Raw genomic sequence first — 20,446 nt, 5'->3', positions numbered from 1 at the left:
ATGGCAACTGGAGAAAATGAACAAGCATTGAGAAAGATAATGGATTTCACTAGAATGTTATCCATTGCAATATTAACCATCCACTTATACCTCAGTTGCTATCTTATTTTTAAGGCAATTGGCTTTTCGTCGACTATTACTGACAGAATACTTTTGAATATTTCAAACAATGGAATATTTAAAAGTATGATTGTTGCAAAACTGAGTTCATTACTCCTGTTGCTAATTTCATTGCTTGGTACTAAGGGCAGAAAAGACGAAAACACTAATTGGAAGGTTTTAATCAGCTACGCTTTTATTGGTATCATTCTTTATCTGGGCAGTGGCTTTTTATTCGAAGTAAGATTGAGCAACGAATTTTTGGCTACTTTTTATATTGGTTTTTCGTGTCTTGGATACATTTTCATTTTAACTAGTGGAACAAGACTATCTAGACTGTTGAAGTTAAACTTAACTGGAGATATTTTTAATAAACTGAATGAAACGTTTCCACAAGAAGAAAGAAAACTTGAAAACGAATTTTCAATTAACCTGCCTGCTCGTTACTCCTTAAAAGGAAGGGTTCGTAAAAGCTGGATCAATATCATTAATCCTTTTAGGGGATTGTTGGTTTTAGGAACGCCCGGCTCGGGAAAATCTTATTTTGCAATACGCCATATTATTACGCAACACATCAAAAAAGGTTTTAGCATGTTTATTTATGATTTTAAATACGATGATTTGACGAACATTGCCTATAACACTTTGCTGACGGATAAAAATTCAGCAAAATTTTATGTAATCAATTTTGAAGATCTCTCTAGGTCACACCGATGCAATCCACTTGATCCAAATAGCATGACGGACATTACAGATGCAACGGAAGCTGCAAGAACAATTATGCTAGGGTTAAATCGCGAATGGATAAAAAAACAAGGGGATTTCTTTGTCGAATCCCCAATCAATTTTGTAACCGGAATTATATGGTACTTAAGGAAATATAAAGATGGAGTGTTTTGCACCTTACCACACGTAATAGAATTGATGCAGATAGAATACAAATATCTATTTGCGGTACTCAATCTAGAGCCAGAAATAGAAGTTTTCATTAATCCATTTATTTCTGCATGGAAAAATGAAGCTTACGACCAATTGGAAGGGCAGGTAGCAAGCGCAAAGATTAGCATGGCGCGACTATCTTCGCCATCATTGTATTATGTGCTATCCGGCAATGATTTCACACTTGACTTGAATAATCCAGATGAGCCTAAAGTTATTTGTGTTGGTAATAATCCACAAAAGCAACAGGTCTATGGCGCTGTATTAAGTTTATATGTTTCAAGAATGATTAAGCTCGTCAATCAGAAAGATAAACAGAAGTGTAGTTTAATATTTGATGAATTTCCAACAATATACTTCAACAACATAGACAGTTTAATTGCAACCGCGAGATCTAATAAAGTTGCTACAACGTTGGCCGTTCAAGATTATAGTCAACTGAAAAAAGACTATGGAAGGGAACAGGCGGAGGTTATTCTTAATATTGTGGGCAACATTATAGCGGGACAAGTTACTGGCGATACTGCAAAGCAATTGTCCGAAAGGTTTGGTAAAATTCAGCAACAACGCCAAAGCGTTTCGATCAACAGTTCTGATACTTCTGTAAGTAGATCAACCCAATTAGACTTTGCGATCCCTGCATCTAAAATTTCTAGTTTATCCTCAGGAGAATTTGTTGGTATGGTTGCCGACGATCCGCAGGAGAAGATTGAATTGAAAGTTTTCCATAATGAAATTTTAAATGATCATGATGCGATTAATAGGGAAGTACTTCAATACAAAACCATACCTAAAATCCGAACCATTGATTCGGAAATTGTACAAATGAATTATTACCAGATTAAACAGGACATACAAGAATTAATTGCGGCTGAACTTAATTCTACAATTGACGACAATCAAACTGAAATGTCTGGTTCAATATCAGGGGTACCAAAAAAAATGAAAAATATTAAGATTTAATAGTCAATATATTTTCAACTCGCTGACTTACAATAGATATAATAGTTCCGTGGTATGATTTTTGCGCTTTAAAATTCGTCAAGGAGGGGTTTCTTATGAGGAAAGCAATTTATGATGATAAAAAGCGAGTAATAAGTATTCTTTCGCAGTCTTTTGAAAGTAACCAAAGCGTAAACTACATCGCGAAGCAAGATAGTCGTAGGTTGGCAAGAGTCAACGCTCTAATGAATTACTCTTTCGAAATATGCTATCGCTTTGGAGCCGCTTTTTTGTCTGATGATAATTCAGCATGCGCATTAATTTTATATCCCGATAAAAAAAAGACTACCGTAAAATCAATAATTCTAGATATTAAACTGCTTATAAACTGCATTGGCGTCTTAAATATCGGCAAAGCCATAGATCGAGAATCCAAGATTAAAAAACTTCAACCAAATGAATTGATGACTTATTTGTGGTTTATCGGTGTTGATCCTAAATTTCAGGGATTAGGAAGAGGATCCGAATTAATGGCTGATATCATTGATGAATGTGAAAAACTGGAGCGACCTATTTATTTGGAGACATCTACACTTTTAAATATCCCTTGGTACAAGAAATTCGGTTTTGAGGTTTATGATGAGCTTCTTTTAACTTATAAGCTCTTCTTTTTAAAACGCAATTTCACTAGACTCTAACGTTATGAGAGTGTTCGGAACAGAAATGCTGCTTGTCACCTTCATTTTCGTTGTTCTCGAAACCGTGATGTTTTTTTATCAATTTATATATTTTTTATCTAGACCACAGGATAAGCAAAGGCTATATTACCTCATACTATTATTTCTGTTACTATTGTACAATACCGCCGGAGGACTTTTTCCTGATGAATCAATTAATATGCCGATAGTCGCACAAAATGTGCTTGCTTATGGAAGTGGGTTTTTAATGGCTTCTTACTTTCCTTATTATTTTTATAAAGGCTTTGGTTTAGAAAGACTGAGATTCCACTCGCTTTATGGAGTGCCGTTATTCTTGATATTGCCTTTTCTCATATTTTTTGTTATTGTCTACTCGTTCGACCAAAATCTAGAATTTGCCGTTAAATACGGAATGATCATACCGTTTTTTTATTCATTCGTTGTTCTTTGGGCAATTTTGAGAGCTATCAAAATTAAATATCGTGAACATGAAAGTCGAAATAAATTAGTGGAGATTACTGCGGTATATGCAGCTGTCGTTCCTTGGTTGATGATTTCTGTAATCGCATATTTCAATTGGGGACAACTCACTGAAGTTCTTTTTACCAACTGTGGCTTCTTGGTTATAACGATACTATTTATTTGTAGATCGGTAACTAAAGCTAGAATTGAATTTGAGCAGCTAAGTCAAATATCGGCTAATGACGACAGAACTGATATTTTTGATAAGAACGCAGGCAGGTATAATTTAACCAATAGAGAAGTTGAAATAATTCGATTGATAAAGCATGGTTATAAATATCAACTCATTGGAGAAATGCTATTTATTTCTACACATACAGTTAAAGCACACCTCAGAAATGTCTTTGAAAAAACCGGTGCCTCAAATAGGGTGGAGGTGTTACATATTTTAGAGGAATAATCACTTAAACACTCTTTAACAAGTCATTAAGCCATAATATACTTCTTTTGAGGTAGGCATATACCACTTTTAAGGTATTTCGTTTATCCATTATTTGCCGATTTTTGTTGTCCCAATTACCGATAAATGGATAAAACTTTACTATCGTTCTGCAAATGTGATTAAGGAAGCCAGTGAACAGGCACTGCAGAACTCACTTAAGTAATATTTATGAAATCATTTGCAGAAAGGTTATCTCATGCGCTCGAAACAGAACTTTATAAATTATCTCTACAACAGGTTCCTGAGTGTAAGCGTTTACAGGATGCCATTGGATTATGTAAAAAAGCGTTAGCCATACTTAAGAAATACATTTCTGGGTATTTTTTTGAAAGTTTAGATGACGAGATAGAGTTCTTTAAATACATTAAGCCTAAATTTTACAGCAAATACATTTACTACATCAGTATTTATAACTTCCACATTAAAAAGCCAACTGGAAGCGAAGAAATTTTGAAAGCATATATTTCGATTCAATTAGCAGACTTGAAACGGTTCTTCGATATGAATCAGGTATTTTACCAATACTATCGCTCAAATTCTAATTATTCAGATAGCTTTTATTTTACTCGAGGCAATTTTGAAATCTACACCGAAATTGATGATTTTCAAGGGGATGAGGGATTTTCCACAAGTCATGATTATAAAGTTTCCAAGCTACTAGCAAATGAGCAGTTTCAGGAATTTTTATTAACAAAATGTAAGGAAGCGAATGGGGATTGTGCAATTAAAGTAGATTCTCCGGTCTTATGGACAGGCAATCAAACCGATCTGGTAGAACTACTATATGCTTTGGTAGAAAGCGGGTCTTTCAACAATGGCAATGTACAGATGAAAAGTGTCATTCTTTATTTTCAAAATATTTTGCAGGTCGATTTAAAATATTACTACCACAAGTACACTGACATCACTAACAGAAAAAAGGAAAGAACAGTCTTTTTGGATCGCCTCAAAACGTCTCTAACAAAAAAGATGGATAGCAAATTAGAATTGGATAAACCAGAGTTGAAGCGGATACAGTTTTCTTAGATTAACTATACTAAAAATTCATCAGTTAAAATCATCAAAGACGAATCAAGATTAGCACTTAGAACAAGCGTGTTTTAAAACATTATTTACTTATTATCAAAAACTAAAGTTACCATTTGATTAATGGAATGAGTTTGCGATAATCTGATGAAAAATTCATTTATCAAACAGCGGCTTTTGCAAAGATTTTTAAGACTACTGAATTTTGGTAATTCAAAATCTCTAGAAACGGGGGTACTTTGAGAGATCATATCAAGGAGTTTATGGAAAGTGAAAGAAACTATCCGTACTTTTAATAGGTCAAATTATAAGAGCTAATAAAATATGACATGTAATTTCAAAAAATATATTTCTACATCATTACTATGTTTTACTATACTCATAGCGGCATGTAACAACGAACCGCAAAACAAAATTACAAACTTAGCTACTAGCAAGAACATCATTTTAAATACGCCGATTGTAGAGAACAATGACTACATCTCAGAAAACGCTTATAGTTTGAATGTTGTTTATTTTGTACCGACAGACAGGTCAATTTTACCTAATTATCAAGAACGTTTAAGTAAATTTTTGAGATATGGACAAGAATACTATAGATCGAACATGATAAGAAACGGTTTTAACAATACATTTGGGCTTTCGGTAAAATGCACCGATACCTCATCAGTACGTATTACTGTTATTCACGGCACCTACACCGCAAGCAGTTATACCTATAAATACAAAGGGACAATTGAAGCAGAAATAAAAAACTATTTTGCGGCAAACCCAACAATAGCAACCGGAGATCACTATCTCGTTATTTCTTCTGTTAATGATATTGATCACGCGGATGCGCCTTTTTACGGTTTAGGCAAATTCTGCTATGCGCTAGATTATCCTGAATTTGATATTAAATATCTTGGACAAGATAATTCTAAAGGTCGACTAGTAGCGAAATGGTTTGGTGGAATGATGCATGAGTTAGCACACGGTCTAAATCTGCCACATTCCCAGGAGACAAAAACGGAAGATCGTACTTTAGGGAAAAACTTATTAGGTACCGGTAATTATGTGTTTGGCTCAGACCCAACTTTTATAAATAGGGCGGGAGCCGCTATTCTTGATAAGTGTCAGATATTTTCAAAAATTAAGAAGACATTTTACAAGGCTTCTGATGCTGCGCTAACCTCATTAGATGGAAGGGTAGATAATGGGGATTTTATTATTTCCGGAACTTTTTCGACAACTGATGTTGTAACTGATGTTAACATTTATCAAGATCCTGACTCCCGCGAGAATGATTATGATGCCGTTGCTTGGTCTAGGAAGCCAGAAGGTAATTCTTTTAGGATATCCATGCCACTCAGCGATTTCGAAACTCCATCTGGAAGCTATGTGTTAAGAATTGGCCTAATAATGGGTAATGGCAACGTTTCCAATTTTTCCTATCCATATGTTTTTGATAATGGAAAGCCGGTAATCAATTTTAATTTTAAATCGTTAACCGATGGTATTTATGAAATAGTATCGGCTAGGCCTTCCGGTGGAAGTCTAAACGTCAATGGGGGTGAACTAAGGGATAAAGATAAAGTTGGGGTGTATACTGATAGTAATGGTAAAAATCAACGTTGGCAAATTACGGAAACAGGCAATGGTAATTATAAGATAGCACCCCAAAGCGCAAATAAAAAAGTGCTAGAAGTCATTGATAAAAGTAATTTTTTCGCAACTGGTGTTCAGATTAGCGAAAGTGGAGATACATATGTTCAACAATGGCGAATTTTACCCTCAAATTCAAGAAATTATAAGATTCTCCCGAGTAGTTCCCCAACGTTTTTGTTGAGCACAAATGATGAATTGGACGGTCGAGACAATTTAAAGCTTTTGGTTGATAAAGGCACCTCTGGCCAGCAATGGATGCTAAAAAAATTAAAGTAGCATTATTTTAACGTCGAGATATGATTTTGAACTGTTTTAAAATCCCTTTTTCAAAATTTCGATAGCTTTTTCCATCAACTCATCTTTCCCGGCCGCAACTCCCTTTATGGTCGGATAAATTGGGTAATCAATTTTCACACCCACCCGCTGCGTAGGTGTACCATTTGGATAATAAACTCCAATACCAGATATCATGGTGTAGATACCGCCTGGTAAGATTATTTGAGATACATCTCCATCTGCGCCAGCGGTAGTACTGCCAGTTACCCTAACCTTTGGGGAACTCTGGAATGCCATGGTGGTAAATTCAGCCTGGCTTTGGGTAGTTGAATTCACAATTACTACCACATTTCCTTTAAAATGGTCGATTTCCCTATTTAATTCTGATTGCGATCCACCATTCTCGACCGGATTTGAAAATCTAAATGATCCTGGAAAAGATAGCGATCCGATTGTGAATTTTGCGAAAGGAGTTAGTTGTTCTTTCAAGTAAGCTCCAAACTTGTAAGGCATAAAATCAGAAGGATAACAACGCATGTCTATAATCATACCTTTTGCTTTTTTAAAGTCTTCTTTTATTTCAGGGAGCATTGAGTTTTTATACTTCCCGGGATAAACCAATGCAATATTATTGTCGAATACTTTATAGGCAACAGACTTATCTCTTAGTTCGTCTTTATAGGCTAACCATATGCTTCCCATTGGTACATCATAGTCAAATATTTTGCTCCCTCGTTGTATTGTTAGTTTAAGTTTGCTTTGATTACTCCTGAGCAAAAAGTCTGTGGATAGAACTCTCAATTGGGTATCGTAATTTGATGCGGCAGCAATCGGCAAATATTTTTTAACGAGATCCTTTACCAGTATTCCGTCTATTTTAGAAATTACGTCTCCCAATACAAGAACTTTTCTAACATCAAGGGTATCAGTGTGCAAAGCTAAAATTACTAATTTGTTCTCTATAAATCTTGCCTGAAAAGGTGCAGCGTATTTACCTTTATAATCGTCCATTGCTTTATTATATCCCCAAATATTCGCGTGTGTGTCTTTAACTCTTGAGATTATTTTTAACGTTGCAAGTGAATAATCAAGGTCGTTTTTAGCATTTATAAAATCAGGCAAAGAAGACGATAAGACTTTATTCCAATCTTCACCAATCACATCGCGATAAGGGTAAAAGTAATTTATCATCGCCCAGTATCTATAGAGTGAAAGTATTCGATACCCTGCATCGGGATAGCTCATGTTCCAATAAGGTTTTTCGACAGTAAAATCTGGATTACCGATACGCAATAGGCTTACATAGTAGTTAGTTTTTGTATTTCTATTGTCCTTAACATAATTAAGTTTTTTAGTAAGCGAGGTGCCGAGAACTTTCCCATCCAACAAGAATCCGTAATTTGGCTTAATCTCTTGCTTTGCTAGTGATAGCTTCGCACAATCAATACAAACTTTTGGTTTAGGAAGCCTATCCAGAAATATTTCCAAAGCCGAGCTAAGCATCTTATTATCTTTAGACTTTATTACCTGAGGCAGCAACCTAAATAGTTCCGCATCCCAATTATATTCCCCAGCAGCAACACTCTGATGGTAATACTTTAAGAAAGCCCAAAATTCCCCAGCAATAGTCAAATTTTTAATCTGTTGCTCGCTCAAATCTATTACCTTAATTCCAGAAGACGAAGCAAACGATGTATCTGTTACTGCTTTTGGGAAAATTTTCACCCTAGCCTTCTCAATTGGATTTCCATCAATAAAAACCTTCAAATTGTCGAACCATACCTTTCCATCTCCCACCAATATGCCCCCAAAATGCAAAGAGGTTGCAAAATTTCCATCATAGGGTAAAGTGATAGAAATGGGTTGCCAAGATTTTGTGCCTTTTAATCCATTTTTGTTCATGTTCTCAAACGCTCTAGCTTTCCCTTGAGCATCATCAAAACGCATCCATAAACCTGCATACCCAGAGTTAACATTTTCAATCTTTACAAAGCCTTTTAAAGTGATCTCCTTGCCCTCGAAGGCTTCATTTATGGGAAAATCGATGGCGCCATAATTTGAATCGTTGGCAATCTTCTCCATACTTATTGAAAGCTTGCCTTGTTGTTTAACAGTACTGTCAAGCTGTATTTTATATGATTTTTCCTGACCTGGATAAAATGACAATTTCCACCCAATTGGATTTCCTGTTTTTTGGTCTACTTTCTCGAGATCTAATTGCGTCTGCTTTTGAGCATGAGCGAATTGGGAAAAGATATTTGCGAATGCTAGAAGTAATTTTTTCATAGTCGGTAATAGAATGTACAAATTCGTCCGAAAATACATATTAAAATTTTATCACGGTCAGCTTCAAGGGTTTAAAAACATTACAACGTTTAATAAAAGCAATTTTTTGAGCTATAGCTTTATATAGGCTTTTTGAAAATAACCTCGATAAGACAAGCTTTATAAAAGATGATTTTTATTCTCATTAACCTGTCGTTTTTCTGATAAACAAGCTATACGATCTAATTCCCCTCTAAAAACCCACACCTCATCCTCAAGGTGTGAAAGCACAAACCCAATTCCATCCACATTTGCCTTCGTTACAGCACTGAAGCTGTAATTTAAATACAGGCTTATGTTATCATCAATTTCTTGGCTGCAATACTTTTCAGCCTTGGCCATTCTGGTCACCGGATATTATTCCATAGTCATTCTTACTTATTATAGGTTGGAAATCGTTTCGCTCATTAATCATAAAAAGCCAAACTCGGATTGTTCTGATTCGGAGCCCATTCAAAAAAACATCCTTGGTGAAACAAAGGATAATCCCAATGAGAGCACTTTAGCGGCTGATGAATTAAGATTCAGTTCGGAAGATGCCGATGTATTTAATGATGACAATTTTTAAACCAACTAAAATGAAAACTAATTCAAATTTTTTTAAGACTAATCACAAAGCAGTAACGTGCACCGCCGTCATAATGATTCTTTTAATTGTAACAACATCTCTTTACGCACAAGATGGTAATGCTGGTATAAACGAAGCAACTAATAAAGTTAAGGGGTATTTTAGTACTGGAACCAATCTTATGTATGCCATTGGTGCTGTATCAGGATTAGTCGGTGCAATTAAAGTTTACCAAAAGTGGAATGGGGGCGATCATGACACTGGTAAAGTTGCTTCGGCATGGTTTGGAAGCTGTGTGTTCTTGGTAATAGTTGCTACTGTTCTTCAATCATTTTTTGGAATTTAGGCTATGGCAAGCATCTATCAAATCAACAAGGGAATTAATAAACCTATAGAATTTAAAGGCTTAAAAGCCCAATACATTAGTTATCTGGCAATCGGCTTAGTAGTTCTTCTTGTCCTTTTTGCGACAATGTATATTATTGGCCTTAACCTTTTGCTTTGTATTGGGATAATAGTACTCTGCGGATCTGTCTTATTTATCAAGGTATATGCGCTGAGCCACAAGTACGGTGAATATGGTTTATTGAAAAAAGCTGCCAAGCGATACATTCCAAACTTTATCAGGTTCAAATCCAGAAAAATATTCCTTCATCTAAGTAGCAGTTATCAAACTAAAAAAGAAGGGGGTAGCAATGGCTAACGCAATTGATATAGAGAAAATGTTTCCAATTTATAAAGTGGAAGACAACTCCATCTTATCTGTATTCGGCGATTTAACTATTGCTTATGAGGTAAGTCTTCCAGAAATCTTCTCACTTTCAAACAGCGAATATGAGGCATTTCATCAGGCCTGGGTAAAGGCAATACGTGTTCTTCCGAAACATTCCTGTTTTCACAAACAAGATTGGTTTATCAAAGATACCTATAACGCAGACTTCTTAGGTAAATCGCAATTGGAGGATGTTAAGGCAAGCTTTCTATCTGGTGCAAGCGAACAGTTTTTTAACGAACGGCCATTTCTAAAACATAGTGGTTATATCTTTTTATCTAAAAAGCCAGAAGGAAGAAGAAATTCAACGTCAGCATTTTCAAATTTATTTAGGAAATCGATTGTACCCAATCAAATGCTAAAGGCAAACTTTATCGATGATTTTAACGATAAAGCTAATCAGTTTGAACGCATAATGCTTGACAGTGGCTTTGTAAATATGAAACGTTTGTCTGTTGACGAACTTGCAGGTACTGATAAGAAAACGGGACTGATTGAGCGCTATTGTTTTTTGTTAGATCAATCTGAACAAGCTACGTTAAGGGATATTCATCTAAAAGATGGAATTAAGATTGGCGCAAATTATTGTCAATTATACAGTTTAGCGGATGCAGAAAATCTGCCTGCTTTGTGTGGATCACGAATTAATTACGACAAATACAGTACAGATAGAACCAAAAGTAGCATTGGTTTTTCCTCTCCACTCGGACAGTTACTCAATTGCAACCACATTTTTAATCAGTATATTTTTATAGATGATGCGGCAAAAACGCTAAAACAGTTAGAGGCAAAACGACTTAGGCTACAATCGTTGTCTGCATATTCTCGCGAAAATGCGATTGGTAGAGATGCTACACAAGATTTTTTAAACGAAGCGATAGGTCAACAGCGCTTACCTGTTAAGGCTCATTTCAATGTGCTTGCTTGGACTGATAATCCTAATGAAACAAAAGAGATAAGAACAAGTATTTCATCCGCCATGGCGCAAATGGATGCTATTGCAAAACAGGAAACTGATGGTGCACCTCAAATATGGTGGGCTGGTTTGCCGGGTAATGAGTCTGATTTTCCAATGAATGATACGTTTAACACCTTCGCAGAACAAGCTTCTTGTTTTCTTAATCTCGAGACAAATTACAGAACATCCATCAGCCCAATAGGTATTCGGCTTGGAGACCGTTTGACAGGAAAGCCAATACACGTAGATATTTCAGATGAGCCAATGAAATTGGGCATTTGCACCAACCGTAATAAATTCATAATAGGCCCATCAGGTTCGGGAAAATCATTTTTTACCAATCACATGGTTAGAAGTTATTATGAACAGGGAACCCATATTTTACTAGTGGACGTGGGTCACAGTTATAAAGGGCTGTGCGATCTGGTAGGTGGTTATTACTTTACTTACGACGAGGCTGATCCGATACGTTTTAATCCATTTTATATAAGTGATGGCGCAACCCTTGATACAGAGAAAAAAGAAAGCTTAAAAAGTTTGATACTCGCGCTTTGGAAAAAAGAAGATGAAGTTTTAGAACGTCCAGAATATGTGGCTTTATCCAATGCATTGCAAGGATATTATGAAAAAGTTTCACGATGCGCTGATCTATTTCCATGCTTTGATACTTTTTATGAATACCTGAAAAATGAATTTGCTGCGCAATTAAAAATTGACAATGTAAAGGAACGGCATTTTGATTTGGATAATCTGCTTTATGTGTTACGGCCTTTTTATAAAGATGGAGAGTTTGGTTATTTGTTAAATGCCACCGAAAATCTAGAGCTTTTAAAAGAAAGGTTTATTGTATTTGAACTTGACAATATAAAAGATCATCCTATTCTTTTCCCTGTGGTGACTTTAATTATAATGGAAACTTTCATTACCAAGATGAGGAAGCTAAAAGGGGTGAGAAAAATGATCCTTATTGAAGAAGCTTGGAAAGCAATTGCTAAAGAAGGAATGGCCGAATACATCAAGTATCTCTTTAAAACAGTTCGCAAATTTTTTGGTGAGGCTGTTATCGTTACTCAGGAGGTAGAGGACATTATAAGTTCACCCATAGTTAAAGAAACCATTATCAATAATTCTGATTGCAAAATTCTTTTGGATCAATCGAAATACCAGAACAAGTTCGATTTAATACAAGACCTACTGGGGTTAACGGACAAAGAGAAAGTGCAAATTCTGTCTGTTAACAAAGCTAATGACCCAAAATTAAAATATAAGGAAGTATTTATAAGTCTAGGTGGGCAGGTTAGTAAAGTTTATCGTACGGAGGTTAGCCCCGAAGAGTACTTGACCTACACAACCGAAGAAAGCGAAAAAATGGTGGTGCAGGAATACACTAAAAAATATGGCAGTATTCAGAAAGGAATAGCCGCACTCGCTCTAGAACAAAGAACTAAGTATTAACTATAATCAAAAATGATATGAAAAAATTTATGATTTACATGCCAGCAAGCATGATTATTCTGATGGTATCCTTACCGATCGGCCAGGCAAATGCCCAAGTAGCAATTCTTGAAGTAATTAAAGCAGGAGTAAAGAAGGTAGTGAAAGCTGTCGATCTTAAAATACAACGAATGCAAAATGAAACAATATGGCTTCAAAATGCGCAGAAAGTAATGGAAAATCAACTTTCAAAACTAAAGCTAACTGAAATATCGGACTGGTCGGAAAGACAAAAAGATCTTTATAGTAAATATTATACCGATTTATGGAAAGTAAAAGCAGCAATTACTTATTACCAAAGGATAAAAGACATCACCACCAAGCAGGTTTTTCTGGTTGAACAATATAGAAAAGCATGGAATTTAGCCAGACAGGATAAAAATTTTACAGCTCAAGAGTTAGAATACATTTTCAACGTGTATTCGGGTATTTTAAATGAAAGTGTTAAAAATCTCGATCAGATACTCCTCGTGGTAAACTCATTTAAAACACAAATGACTGATGCAAAAAGGCTGGAATTAATCAATCTTGCCGCAGATCGTATAGATGTGAATTATGCCGATTTGAAAGATTTTAACACTCAGAATATGCTGTTGAGCATACAACGATCTAGGAGTGTGAAACAAATCCAAGATGTTCAAAAATTGTATGGAATTCAAGTGAATTGATATGAAAACGATGTTGTTTATAATATTGGCTTGCATTTCATTGAACGCCAAAAGCCAGACTTGGGATGAAGTTTTTCGTCAGAAAAAAACACAAGAAAAGTATCTCATTCAGCAATTAGCTGCCTTAAAACTTTACAGCGGATATTTAAAGAAAGGATATGATATCGCTAGCAAAGGAATTAACGGTATTAAGAGTTTTTCAAAAGGAGAATTCAACTTACATCAAGATTTTTTCAACTCTTTAGAAAATGTCAATCCGGCAATTGCAAAAAATGGAAAGATCGCTGAAATTATAAAGTGGCAAGCCACGATCAGTATTGATCTGAATACATTAAACACCTTAAACGGATTCTCCGCCGAGGATAAAAGCTATTTCAGGGATGTTAGAGCTAAGCTATCCAAAGAATGTAATCTCGATTTGGACGAATTATTATTGATAATAACATCGGGTAAAGTTATTATGAAGGATGATGAAAGGATCGAACGTTTGGATGGCATTCATGAGAGAATGGAGGACAAGCTTCGCTTTACAAAATCATTTCTTAATGATATCAAAACCTTGAAATTACAACGGCAGCAGGAACTAAAAAACGCTAAATCTTCTCAAGAACTTTATCAAATCATTAATTAATAAACCATGAAAAAGATATGGATCATATTGATTATAGTTTGCACAGCAAGCTTCTCTAGGGCACAATCAGCCGAGGTTAAACAGCTCATCTTAAACTATGAAAAGTTAAGTCAGCTTAAAAATATCCTTACAGATATGAAAAAAGGATATCAAATTGTCAGCAAAGGATACTCAACCATCAAAAATATATCCGAAGGCAACTTCAACCTTCACGAAGCTTTTATAGATGGGCTGATGTCTGTTAGTCCGGCAATTAAGAATTATAAACGTGTTGCAGATATTGTAAACTATCAGAAAAACATTATCACTGAATATAAAAAAGCCTTCAACAAGTTTAAGCACAGTGGAACTTTCACGCCGCAAGAAATTGGTTATATAGGAAACGTTTATAGTAATCTATTCAATCGTAGTCTTCAACAGCTAGATGAATTAGCAACGGTTATTACTTCTTCAAAACTGAGCATGAGTGATGACGAACGTCTCTCTGCCATAGATAGAATTTTCGACGAAACTGAGAATAAGCTTGAGTTTTTGAGGGATTTCAACAGAAATACAAATCTTTTAGTACTTCAGCGAGCTAAAGAGAAACGAGACGTAGAAACATCAATCAGACTCTATCAGATAAAACCTTAAATCAGATTGTATGAAAAATTTAAAATTTATGACCATCATTTTGGTGGTTATTGGGAGCTTCTTGCCTGAAAAAATATTTGCGCAAGGGGTGGCAGGTGATATAAATGGATTGCAATCTGTTTTAGATCAGGTGTATAAAGATATGATTCCCTTATGCAGTAAACTAATTGGTGTTGCAAGGGGAATAGCAGGGTTTGCAGCATTGTGGTACATCGCATCTAGGGTTTGGCGACAAATCGCAGCTGCAGAACCAATAGATTTTTACCCTCTGCTTCGTCCATTTGCATTGGGGTTGGCTATTCTTCTTTTCCCCTCAGTATTGGCAGTGATGAATGGAGTGCTTCAACCCGTAGTAAGTGCAACCGGCGGTATGGTAAACGATTCAAATAAAGCAATTTCCGTGCTGCTGAAAAAGAAACAAGATGCTGTAAAGAATTCTAAAGCGTGGAATATGTATGAAGGAGAAACTGGAAGTGGCAATCGAGAAAAATGGTATAAATATACCCATCCCGAAAATTCAGCATCCGATGAAGGCGTAATGGAAAGTTTAGGAAACGATATTAAGTTTTGGATGGATAAGCAATCCTATAATTTCCGAAACTCTATCAAGCAGTGGATGAGCGAGATTTTGCAAGTTCTTTATGAGGCTGCTGCGTTATGCATCAATACCATACGCACATTCTACTTAATCGTTCTAGGCATTCTTGGTCCCTTAGTTTTTGGCTTTGCCGTGTTTGATGGGTTTCAACATACGTTAACAGTTTGGCTAGCCCGATATGTAAACGTTTTTTTGTGGCTTCCTGTCGCTAATATATTCGGCTCTATTCTAGGGAAAGTTCAAGAAAATATGTTAAAGCTTGACATCTCTCAAGTTCAATCTTCTGGCGATACGTTTTTTAGCGCCAATGATACAGCCTATCTCATTTTTATGGTTATTGGAATAGTCGGTTATTTTACTGTTCCGGGAGTAGCCAATTATATCGTTCATGCTGGCGGCGGAAACGGACTTCTTCAAAAAGTTAATTCTATCGTGAGTAGTTCGACAAACCAAATCATGTCAACGGGTGCTGCAGCATCAGGAATGGTAGCAGACTCATTGGGAGACCAGCGCGGAAAGACTACTCAAGGAATGGCTAGCAATGGAAATTCTTCAGGCTATTTCGATAAAGGTGGCGCAAGCCAATCCAAGTTCCAAGTAGATAAATTATCAGGCAAGTAAATCTCTAAAATCAAAATTATGTTTCAGCAACTCAAAAATATCGATAGCGCATTTAAGCACATCAAGTTATTCAGCATTGTGGTCATTGTTGTGTGTCTCATCATTTCATGCTTCGCATTAGCTAAAAGTTTTCAAGCCGTACAAACTGCACAAAACCGAGTGTACATTCTAGCGAATGGAAAAGCCCTCGAAGCATTTTCCGCAGGGAGAAAAGACAATGTTCAGGTAGAAGCCAAAGACCATGTAAAGACTTTTCACCAATATTTCTTTACACTTGACCCGGACGAAAAGGTAATACAAACAAACATTAGTAAAGCGCTTTATCTAGCTGATGGATCTGCTAAAGCTCAATATGATAACTTAAGGGAAAATGGATATTATTCCAATCTAATAGCGGCAAATATTAGCCAAGAAATTAATGTGGATAGTGTCCAATTAGACATTAATCAATACCCATACTTCTTCAAATGTTTTGCCTCGCAAAAGCTCATTCGAGCAACATCAACTACCACAAGGAACCTCGTAACAGAGGGTTTTATCAGAAATGTAAGTAGGTCTGATAATAATCCGCATGGTTTTCTGATTGAAAATTGGAAAACAATAAATAACAGGGACACCACCATTCAACGCTAATATATTATGCTGTTCAAAAAAAGACCATCAAAAGCGATTAAGGAAACTTTACATCAAGAATTGATTGCAAAGAAAATCGCTAATAAAATAATTCAGTCGCAACTTAATGTCGCCACCTATTTAAATAAAAAGACTGCACACTTTTCTAAACGACAAAAGCAAATCCTTCTAATTGGGATAAGCATCTTTTTTAGTGCGATTAGCTTGTACTTACTATTCAGTTCACTCAATTAGTTCATAAACATCAATAAAAATTCAAATTATGGAAAATCAAAAATCAGCGGAAACGCTAAAGACAAGAAAGTTCTTAATGGTATTACCCCTCTTAGTTCTACCTTTTGTGAGTATGGCCTTTTGGGCTCTAGGTGGGGGGAAAGGTTTACATATTAACAATCTACCTGGACCAAAACAAGGATATAATACGGAGCTTCCTCAAGCAAAATTCAATGCTGATGAAAAGCAGGATAAATTTAGCATTTATGAAGCTTCTGCAAAAGAGCAAAAAGACGAAGCTCGAAGTGATGAAGCGTATAACCCTTTAGCATTTTCAGCTTCTAATGGAAGCATAACCGATCCTAACGAACAAAAAATTAACGAAAGACTGTCATTAATTAATGCTGAAATGAACAGACAAAATAGTTCAGAAAGCAGCTATGCTCCAACTAAGATCGAAAAATCTAAGCATTCGGAAAATATGAGTAATGATGTGAATCGACTCGAAAACCTTATGGAAAATCTAAATAACGGTGAGGGTGACGAAATGGAGATGACAAAGTTAAATGCCGTTTTAGAAAAGATTTTAGATATCCAGCATCCTAATAGAGCTAGGGAAAAAATGACGAATAAGCAAAGTGATAAATCAAATAATGCTTTTGCAGTTCGCGTAATCGATGGCAAGGAAAATGAAAATTTACTTGCGCTAACCTCAAACGTAAATGACCATGCTGTAATAGGGAATGCGATTCAGGCAACGGTACATCAAGATCAAGACATTGTATCGGGTGCAGTTGTGAAATTACGGCTGTTAGACAGCATAACGGTTCATGGAATACTGATTCCTAAAAATGAATTTATCTACGGTATTGCAAATGTGGACGATGAACGATTAAAAATAAACATTGCCACGCTTAGATATAAAAATTCTATTCTGCCAGTTTCTCTTTCTGCTTATGATTTAGATGGATTGGAAGGGTTATATATTCCTGGTGCAATCACTCGCGACGCTTCTAAAAAAGGTGTAGATGACGCTATTCAAAGTTTACAGATTATGACGATGGATCCATCTGTTTCCGCCCAGGTAGCAGGTGCAGGTATAACCGCTGCAAAAGGACTTTTTGGGAGAAAAGTTAAGCAAGTAAGGGTGAAAGTGAAAGCAGGCTATCAGCTATTGCTTAGAGATAATAATTTACGAAACCAATAATTACTACATCATGAAAATATTAAAAATCATTCTATCAGTGAGCCTTTTGCCAATAGTATCATTCGCTCAAGACACGATATATGTCAACCATAATAAAATTACTTCTATAGAATTTTCGTCTGAAATTCAAAGCCCTTTATTAGTTGGGAATAAAATAGAAGCTGAAATCAAACACGGAAATTTATTGCTTTTGAAAGCTACTGACAAGGAATTTCAATTTACAAATTTAGAGGTTAATACGATGGATGGAGGTATCTACAAGCTTCCGATAGCATTTTCTTACGGAAGAGCCGGTCGGACAAAAAAGCTAAAGCCTGTTGTTTTTAATGAAATTCCTAAGGTTGCAGATTTAAATCCTCTGTTTATAGTCAGTGAAAAAATTGCCGAAGAAACGAGACTTAAAATAGTTGCACGGACTAAAAGCGGGAAGGTAAGTTCTGATTTAGGAAACATAACCATTGCTGATAATGTGCTATTCTTTAGACTAAATCTTAAAAATGGATCGAACATCAATTATGATGTAGATTTCATCCGCTTCTATGTACGCGATCTTAAAACAGCAAAACGTACAGTTACACAAGAACAAGAGATTTCACCGGTATATTCCTATGGTATCGAAAACAAAACTGTTTTTGGGCAGCAGTCTCAACGATACGTTTTTGGTTTGAAAAAGTTCGCCATGGCAAAAGATAAAGCCCTTTTTGTAGAGGTATATGAGAGAAATGGTGGAAGGCAATTATACTTAAAGGTTAAGCAGGCTGACATTGAGGATGCAAAACCTCTTAATTTATAACACATGAATATTTCGATTGAAAACTCAACTAAGATTCAAGAATTCCTAATGGAAGAAATTGAACTAGGCAAAAAATGGGTAGTTGTGGAAGAGGGCAGTGACATACGGTATTCATCAGATTTAAACTGCTTTAGGAAAGAATTTGATGCAGATCAATTTGTACACGACAATACCACTGTCTTTGATAACATGGTGAAATTTTCTTTAAAAAATGCACTGCAATATAATTTTCAACACTTAATAAATAACAATGCTATGAATGCACAAAATCTAGAATTTTTACAATCCAATTTAAAGTATTTTGGATTCGGAGACCAGCTTAACGAAGCTTTGGAAAAAAACATCAAGGATCAAAAAAATGAGTTTCAACTCAAAATTGAAATTCCACATTTTAACAATAAAATGGATTACACCCTCCATTTTAAAAAGTCCGACAGCACGGACATGTATTTTTTTAATCGTTACGATGCTGCATTGCAAAATGGGAAGCCGGAGTTAGATAAAATCCAATCGTTTTATGTGAATAAAGGGAATGGCGTGACAGCAAAAGAAGCTTTTAATCTTTTGGAGGGAAGATCGGTTCATAAAGACCTGTTGAATAAAGAAGGTCAGAAATACAGCGCCTGGTTAAAGATTGACTTTGATAACTCCGACGATAGGGGTAACTTTAAGCTAAAGCAGTTTAGTGAACAATATGGCTATTATCTAGAAAAAACCCTGAGCAACTACCCTATAAAGGAATTAGGGGATACTGAGCAAAAGACACAACTTCTTAATTCCTTACAAAAAGGAAATGCGCAACAAGTCACTATTCAAAAAGATGGTGCAGATGCTAAATATTACATTGAAGCTGTTCCTCAGTATAAGAATATAAATGTTTACGATCAAAAAATGCACATGGTTAAGAGGCAGAGTGTACAAAAGGTTAGTGACGGTATTGAAAAAAGTACTTCGCCAAGTCTTAAGCCAGCAAAGAAACAAGAACAAAAGGCCGATGCGGATGGTGAAAAACCCAAGCAAAAGCAAGCAAAAAGAAGAAAAATGAGTATTTAGATTTAGAAAAGAGCCTTTAATCAGGCTCTTTTTTTTTGACGAAAAATTGTAATACTTTTACAATTGATGCGTTTAATACTATTCAAGGCTATCTAACCCACTTATAAACTGATTGTTATGAGAAATTTTTTTAACTTATTAATTTTCGCTTTGCTCATCGTTTCGTGTAAGTCTAATGAGACGTTGGACTCAAAAACAGCGCTCGAATTAATACAAAAAGGAAAGGAGTATCCAAAAGTTGTGGATTATGAAATCTATACGGCAGATCCTCAAGAGGCAAAAAGAATGCTTGACTTGGGTTCGGAGAAATCTGGGATGCTAAAAGTACAATTAACCCAAGCATCAAAAGATATTGGTGAACCATTTATAACCTTCACTGATAAAGCATCGCTCTACTTACTTCCACAAACCGCTGACGATAAGGGAAGCAAGGTTCAACGGGTTAAAGTTGCTGAGGAAGTTGTTAATGCCGTCACGAACATTGATATCCAAGAAGATGGTAAAAGTGCGGTGGTTACATACGAAATTTCGTTTAAGAATTTAACGCCATTTTCTGAATTGTCTAGAATGAAATTAGATCGAACACGTTCGCTGAAAGCGAACCTTATATTTGATGATAAAGAATGGAGTTTAGTTCATGCACTTTAATGTTTCAAATTAATCTATGATTTTAGAGTTTAAGGTTTTA

The 20,446-nt window shown here is 35.6% G+C and carries 19 protein-coding genes; 18 read left to right on the top strand and 1 reads right to left on the bottom strand.

The features are described from left to right. The 5 genes from mobC to ABIB40_RS14335 all read left to right on the top strand — a co-directional run bounded on the left by mobC (nt 1) and on the right by ABIB40_RS14335 (nt 6,591). Nucleotides 1-2,001: a conjugal transfer protein MobC gene (mobC, locus tag ABIB40_RS14355; RefSeq protein ID WP_354360074.1), complete on the top strand. Its 2,001-nt coding sequence runs from the start codon at nt 1-3 to the stop codon at nt 1,999-2,001. Nucleotides 2,002-2,096: 95 nt separating this feature from the next. Next, nucleotides 2,097-2,678, top strand: coding sequence for a GNAT family N-acetyltransferase (locus ABIB40_RS14350; RefSeq protein ID WP_354360073.1), 582 nt, complete (start codon nt 2,097-2,099; stop codon nt 2,676-2,678). Nucleotides 2,679-2,682: 4 nt separating this feature from the next. Then, nucleotides 2,683-3,600 carry a response regulator transcription factor gene (locus tag ABIB40_RS14345; protein WP_354360072.1) on the top strand — a complete coding sequence of 306 codons (918 nt, stop codon included), beginning with the start codon at nt 2,683-2,685 and terminating at the stop codon, nt 3,598-3,600. 210 nt (nt 3,601-3,810) lie between these two features. Continuing rightward, on the top strand, nt 3,811-4,668 hold the full coding sequence (locus ABIB40_RS14340; protein ID WP_354360071.1) for an RteC domain-containing protein: 858 nt from the start codon (nt 3,811-3,813) through the stop codon (nt 4,666-4,668). Between the two features lie 324 nt (nt 4,669-4,992). Then, the gene (locus ABIB40_RS14335) at nt 4,993-6,591 is read left to right on the top strand and encodes an RICIN domain-containing protein (RefSeq protein ID WP_354360070.1); all 1,599 of its coding nucleotides are present in this window, start codon (nt 4,993-4,995) and stop codon (nt 6,589-6,591) included. Nucleotides 6,592-6,627: 36 nt separating this feature from the next. Here ABIB40_RS14335 and ABIB40_RS14330 read toward each other — a convergent pair whose 3' ends face one another. Beyond that, complete coding sequence (locus ABIB40_RS14330) at nt 6,628-8,877, bottom strand: S41 family peptidase (protein WP_354360069.1); 2,250 nt, start codon at nt 8,875-8,877, stop codon at nt 6,628-6,630. A 334-nt stretch (nt 8,878-9,211) separates the two neighbouring features. On the opposite strand from ABIB40_RS14330, the gene ABIB40_RS14325 reads away from it, so the two are divergent. The 13 genes from ABIB40_RS14325 (at nt 9,212) to ABIB40_RS14265 (ending at nt 20,406) form a co-directional block, all read left to right on the top strand. After that, the gene (locus ABIB40_RS14325) at nt 9,212-9,484 is read left to right on the top strand and encodes a hypothetical protein (RefSeq protein ID WP_354360068.1); all 273 of its coding nucleotides are present in this window, start codon (nt 9,212-9,214) and stop codon (nt 9,482-9,484) included. 10 nt (nt 9,485-9,494) lie between these two features. After that, nucleotides 9,495-9,830: a DUF4134 domain-containing protein gene (locus ABIB40_RS14320; RefSeq protein ID WP_502931064.1), complete on the top strand. Its 336-nt coding sequence runs from the start codon at nt 9,495-9,497 to the stop codon at nt 9,828-9,830. A gap of 3 nt (nt 9,831-9,833) precedes the next feature. Then, on the top strand, nt 9,834-10,187 hold the full coding sequence (locus ABIB40_RS14315; RefSeq protein WP_354360067.1) for a DUF4133 domain-containing protein: 354 nt from the start codon (nt 9,834-9,836) through the stop codon (nt 10,185-10,187). Next, entirely contained in the window at nt 10,180-12,669 is a 2,490-nt protein-coding gene (locus ABIB40_RS14310; RefSeq protein WP_354360066.1) for a TraG family conjugative transposon ATPase, read from the top strand. The genes ABIB40_RS14315 and ABIB40_RS14310 overlap by 8 nt, the downstream gene beginning before the upstream one ends. A 17-nt stretch (nt 12,670-12,686) precedes the next feature. Beyond that, a complete protein-coding gene (locus tag ABIB40_RS14305) occupies nt 12,687-13,376 on the top strand; it encodes a conjugal transfer protein TraI (RefSeq protein ID WP_354360065.1) in 690 nt (229 codons plus the stop codon). A gap of 1 nt (nt 13,377) precedes the next feature. Next, on the top strand, nt 13,378-14,007 hold the full coding sequence (locus ABIB40_RS14300) for a hypothetical protein (RefSeq protein ID WP_354360064.1): 630 nt from the start codon (nt 13,378-13,380) through the stop codon (nt 14,005-14,007). Between the two features lie 6 nt (nt 14,008-14,013). After that, nucleotides 14,014-14,640, top strand: a complete 627-nt coding sequence (locus ABIB40_RS14295) for a TerB family tellurite resistance protein (protein ID WP_354360063.1) — start codon at nt 14,014-14,016, stop codon at nt 14,638-14,640. A 10-nt stretch (nt 14,641-14,650) separates the two neighbouring features. Continuing rightward, nucleotides 14,651-15,859 carry a conjugative transposon protein TraJ gene (traJ, locus tag ABIB40_RS14290; protein WP_354360062.1) on the top strand — a complete coding sequence of 403 codons (1,209 nt, stop codon included), beginning with the start codon at nt 14,651-14,653 and terminating at the stop codon, nt 15,857-15,859. A gap of 18 nt (nt 15,860-15,877) precedes the next feature. Then, complete coding sequence (gene traK, locus ABIB40_RS14285; RefSeq protein ID WP_354360061.1) at nt 15,878-16,492, top strand: conjugative transposon protein TraK; 615 nt, start codon at nt 15,878-15,880, stop codon at nt 16,490-16,492. A gap of 262 nt (nt 16,493-16,754) precedes the next feature. Then, nucleotides 16,755-17,912, top strand: a complete 1,158-nt coding sequence (gene traM / locus ABIB40_RS14280; protein ID WP_354360060.1) for a conjugative transposon protein TraM — start codon at nt 16,755-16,757, stop codon at nt 17,910-17,912. Between the two features lie 10 nt (nt 17,913-17,922). Then, nucleotides 17,923-18,705 carry a DUF4138 domain-containing protein gene (locus ABIB40_RS14275; RefSeq protein WP_354360059.1) on the top strand — a complete coding sequence of 261 codons (783 nt, stop codon included), beginning with the start codon at nt 17,923-17,925 and terminating at the stop codon, nt 18,703-18,705. 3 nt (nt 18,706-18,708) lie between these two features. After that, nucleotides 18,709-19,758, top strand: coding sequence for a hypothetical protein (locus tag ABIB40_RS14270; protein ID WP_354360058.1), 1,050 nt, complete (start codon nt 18,709-18,711; stop codon nt 19,756-19,758). Between the two features lie 117 nt (nt 19,759-19,875). Then, nucleotides 19,876-20,406 (top strand): hypothetical protein, encoded by a 531-nt coding sequence (locus ABIB40_RS14265; protein WP_354360057.1) that lies wholly within the window; start codon nt 19,876-19,878, stop codon nt 20,404-20,406. The last annotated feature ends 40 nt before the right edge of the window (nt 20,407-20,446 follow it).

This window comes from Pedobacter sp. UYP30, from assembly GCF_040547165.1.
Taxonomy (GTDB): Bacteria; Bacteroidota; Bacteroidia; order Sphingobacteriales; family Sphingobacteriaceae; genus Pedobacter.
This window is presented reverse-complemented; position numbering and strand designations above follow the sequence as displayed.